Origin of the sequence: Actinoalloteichus spitiensis RMV-1378, assembly GCF_000239155.1 — a bacterium.
Taxonomy (GTDB): domain Bacteria; phylum Actinomycetota; class Actinomycetes; order Mycobacteriales; family Pseudonocardiaceae; genus Actinoalloteichus_B; species Actinoalloteichus_B spitiensis.
In genome coordinates this window covers 1-3,818 of the sequence record NZ_AGVX02000323.1, presented here as the reverse complement: position 1 = coordinate 3,818, position 3,818 = coordinate 1, and the positions used below count along the sequence as shown (strand labels likewise).

The following is a 3,818-nucleotide window of genomic DNA, read 5'->3' as shown; positions in this document are numbered from 1 at the left end:
GGTGCCCGCCCGAGGCGCCGCCCCCACCGCCACCCACCCCCACAGCGGGCGAGGTGGCCGCACACCACGTCGAGCGGCTGGGCGGACGTGATCGCCGACGGGATGTCCGACCGGCCCGGACACCCGGACCCCGGCTGGCCCCTCGCCAGGACGACGCTCCACACCCGGCTGCCGGTCCGGGACCGGCGACGCCACCACCGTGACACCGCCGCTCCGGGCCAGCCGGGGAACCGCCGCGACCAGTCGACGGTTCCGACATCCGGGCTCAGCCCATCTCCTCCAGCTTCCTGCCCTTCGTCTCCCGCACCCAGCGGTACACGAACACGAACGACAACGCGGCGAACACCGCGTACATCACGTAGGTGCCGGCGAGGTTCCAGTCCCGCAGGCTGGGGAAGGTCACCGTCACCAGCCAGTTGGCGATCCACTGCGTGGCCGTGGCCACCGCCATCGCCGCCGCCCGGATGCGCAGCGGGAACATCTCACCGAGCAGCACCCACACCATCACGCCCCAGGACAACGAGAAGAACAGCACGAAGGAGCTGGCCGCCACCAGGGCCACCAGCCCCCAGCCCGGGGGCAGCTCGGCGGAGTCGCCGACCACGGTGGCCCGGGAGAACGCGACCGCCGCCACCGCCAGGGCCACCGTCATCCCGCCCGAGCCCACCAGCAGGAGCGGCTTGCGGCCGACCCGGTCCACCAGGGCGATGGCGACGAAGGTCCCGACGATGTTCACGATCGACGTGAACAGGCTGAGCAGCAGCGAGTCGCTCTCCTCGATCCCCACCGACTGCCACAGCGACGCCGAGTAGTAGAAGATCACGTTGATGCCGACCAGCTGTTGGAAGGCGGACAAGCCCATGCCCACCCAGACGATCGGCAGCAGACCGAACCGGCCCCCGGTGAGGTCCCGCAGGGTGGGTCGACGTTCCGAACCGAGAGCGGACCGGATCTCCTCGATCCGTTCGTCCACCGTCGACGGGTCCGCGCCCTCCACCCTGGCCAGGATTCGACGCGCCCGGCCGACCCGCCCGGTGCGCACCAGGAACCGGGGACTCTCCGGGATCGTCAGCGTCAGCAGCAGGTAGAGCAGTGCCGGGGCCAGTTCCACCCCGAGCATCCACTGCCACGCCTCCAGCGGCCCCAGTTCACCACGGGCCCCACCGGCCGCCGCCGCGATCGCGTAGTTCACCAGCTGCGAGGCGGCGATGCCCAGCACGATCGCCAACTGCTGCATCGAACCCAGGCGGCCCCGGTAGGCGGCCGGCGCGATCTCGGCGATGTAGGTCGGCGCGATCACCGAGGCGATGCCGATCGCGACGCCACCGAGCAGGCGCCAGGCCGTCAGGTCCCAGACCGTGAAGGGCAGGGCGGAACCGACCGCGCTCACGGCGAACATGATCGCGGCGAGTTGCATCACCCGGATCCGGCCGTGCCGGTCGGCCAGCCCACCGGCGATCCAGGCGCCCAGCGCCGACCCCAGCAGGGCGGAGGACACCGTGAACCCCACGAGCAGCGAACTGACCTCGAAGTGGTCCTGGACCGCGTCCACCGCGCCGTTGATCACGGAGGTGTCGTAACCGAACAGGAAACCGCCCATCGCGGCGGCGCCGGCGATCAGCACCACGTAGGCGAGGTTCTCCTGTGCCGTGTGCCCGGTGCCCTGACCGGTACCTCCTGCCACCATCCGGTGTCCCCCAGTGCTGTCGGTCGGCGGAACGGTTCTGCTGCCCTCGTTACCCGCCACCGCGCGTTTCCACACCCCCACGCCGATCAGCACCCCGACCGGGGGTCCCGCCGCTCGCGCCCGACCGGCAGGACGCACGAACGGAACGGCCTACCTCGCGCCGGTTCAGGGGCGGGGGATGTTGCGCAGGTTGCTCCGGGCGAGCTGGATCATCCGGCCGACGCCCCCGGCCAGCACCGTGCGCCCCATCGACAGGGCGAACCCCGACACCTGCTCAGCGGTGATCTTCGGCGGCATGGACAGCGCGTTCGGGTCGGTCACCACGTCGACCACGGCGGGACCTGGGCGGTCGAAGGCCTCCCGCAGCGCCGCCCGCAGGTCGGCCGGCCGCTCGACGCGCACCCCGTGCGCGCCGGCCGCCCTGGCGATCGCGGCGAAGTCGGTGTGCTGCGTCGCGGTGCCGTGCTCCGGCAGCCCAGCCACCAGCATCTCCAGCTTGACCATGCCCAACGACGAGTTGTTGAACAGGACGACCTTCACCGGCAGGTCCGAGGCGACCAGGGTGAGCAGTTCGCCCAGCAGCATCGCGAAGCCGCCGTCACCGGCCATCGCCACCACCTGCCGGCCGGGTTGGGCGAGAGCCGCGCCGATCGCCTGGGGCACCGCGTTGGCCATCGACCCGTGGCTGAAGGAGCCGAGCAGGCGGCGGCGCCCGTTCGGGCTGATGTAGCGGGCGGCCCACACGTTGCACATCCCGGTGTCCACGGTGAACACGGCGTCGTCCGCCGCCTCCTCGTCCAGCACCGACGCCGCGTACTCCGGGTGGATCGGCAGGTGGTGCTCCACGTCCTGCGTGTACGCCCCGACCACCCGTTCCAGGGCGGCGGCGTGCTTGCGGAGCGCGTTGTCCAGGAAGGTCCGGTCCCGCTTCTCCCGCACCATCGGGAGCACCTGCTCGATGGTCTCCGACACCGATCCCCAGACCCCCAGCGCCAGCGGCGCCCGCCGGCCGAGCTGCTCGGCCCGGTGGTCGACCTGCACGATCCGCACCCCGTCCGGCAGGAACGCCGGGTAGGGGAAGTCGGTGCCCAGGAGAACCAGCAGCTCCGCCTCGTGCATGGCCTCGTAGCAGGCGCCGTACCCGAGGAGCCCGCTCATGCCCACGTCGAAGGGGTTGTCGTACTGGATCCACTCCTTGCCGCGCAGCGCGTGGCCGACGGGCGCCTTCAACCGCTCCGCCAACCGCATGACGAGGTCGTGGGCGCCCTGGGTGCCCCGCCCGCAGAAGAGCGTGACCCGGTTGGCGTCGTTCATCAGTTCGGCGAGCCTGGCCAGCTCGTCCGGCCCCGGGCGGACCTTCGGACGTTCGGTGACCAGCGCGTGCCCCACGGGCTGCTTCGACGCCGCCAACCCAGCGACATCACCGGGAAGGATGATGACCGAGACCCCGCCCCGGCCCACCGCGTGCTGGATGGCGATGCGGGTGACCCTGGCCAGCTGCTCGGGATCGGTCACCATCTCGCAGTAGTGGCTGCACTCGACGAACAACCGGTCGGGGTGGGTCTCCTGGAAGTAGCCGGTGCCGATCTCGCTGGTGGGGATGTGCGAGGCGATGGCCAGGACCGGCGCCATGCTGCGGTGGGCGTCGTAGAGGCCGTTGATGAGGTGCAGGTTGCCCGGCCCGCAGCTCCCCGCGCACACGGCGAGCTGGCCCGTCACCTGTGCCTCGGCCGAGGCGGCGAACGCCCCGGACTCCTCGTGGCGGACCTGCGTCCACTCGATCCCCCGGCGGCGGCGGATCCCGTCCACCACCGGGTTCAGGCTGTCGCCCACGACCCCGTAGACGCGTTCCACTCCGACCTCGCGCAGGATCTCCACGAGCTGGTCGGCAACCGTGTTCCTGGCCATCGCGGCACCTCCGTCCTGTCACCGTCGCGGAGGGCTCCCAGCCGCCCCCGGCCCCCGGCCCGGGGCACCGCCGGCGCACCAGGCGCGCGGCGACACGTGGTCCCGGGCGCCTCCACCTTCGCCGAGCCCACCCGGACCGGCAACAGCGTGACCCGGCCGGGCGCGGGGGGCGGCGGTGCGGCTCGTCCCGGGCCTCGCCCGAGGTGGGGGGACCGGCGACGGC

2 protein-coding genes are annotated in these 3,818 nt (G+C 72.2%); both read right to left on the bottom strand.

The window, feature by feature from the left end:
- Positions 1–265: 265 nt before the first annotated feature.
- Entirely contained in the window at positions 266–1,687 is a 1,422-nt protein-coding gene (locus tag ACTIDRAF_RS0214760) for a sugar porter family MFS transporter (protein WP_039787455.1), read from the bottom strand.
- Between the two features lie 165 nt (positions 1,688–1,852).
- Positions 1,853–3,595 carry a pyruvate dehydrogenase gene (locus tag ACTIDRAF_RS0214755; protein ID WP_016699505.1) on the bottom strand — a complete coding sequence of 581 codons (1,743 nt, stop codon included), beginning with the start codon at positions 3,593–3,595 and terminating at the stop codon, positions 1,853–1,855.
- Positions 3,596–3,818 lie beyond the last annotated feature (223 nt).

Excerpts from the sequence above, each read along its gene's own strand:
- ACTIDRAF_RS0214760 (WP_039787455.1), bottom strand. The coding sequence starts at position 1,687 with ATGGTGGCAGGAGGTACCGGTCAGGGCACCGGGCACACGGCACAGGAG.
- ACTIDRAF_RS0214755 (WP_016699505.1), bottom strand. The coding sequence starts at position 3,595 with ATGGCCAGGAACACGGTTGCCGACCAGCTCGTGGAGATCCTGCGCGAG.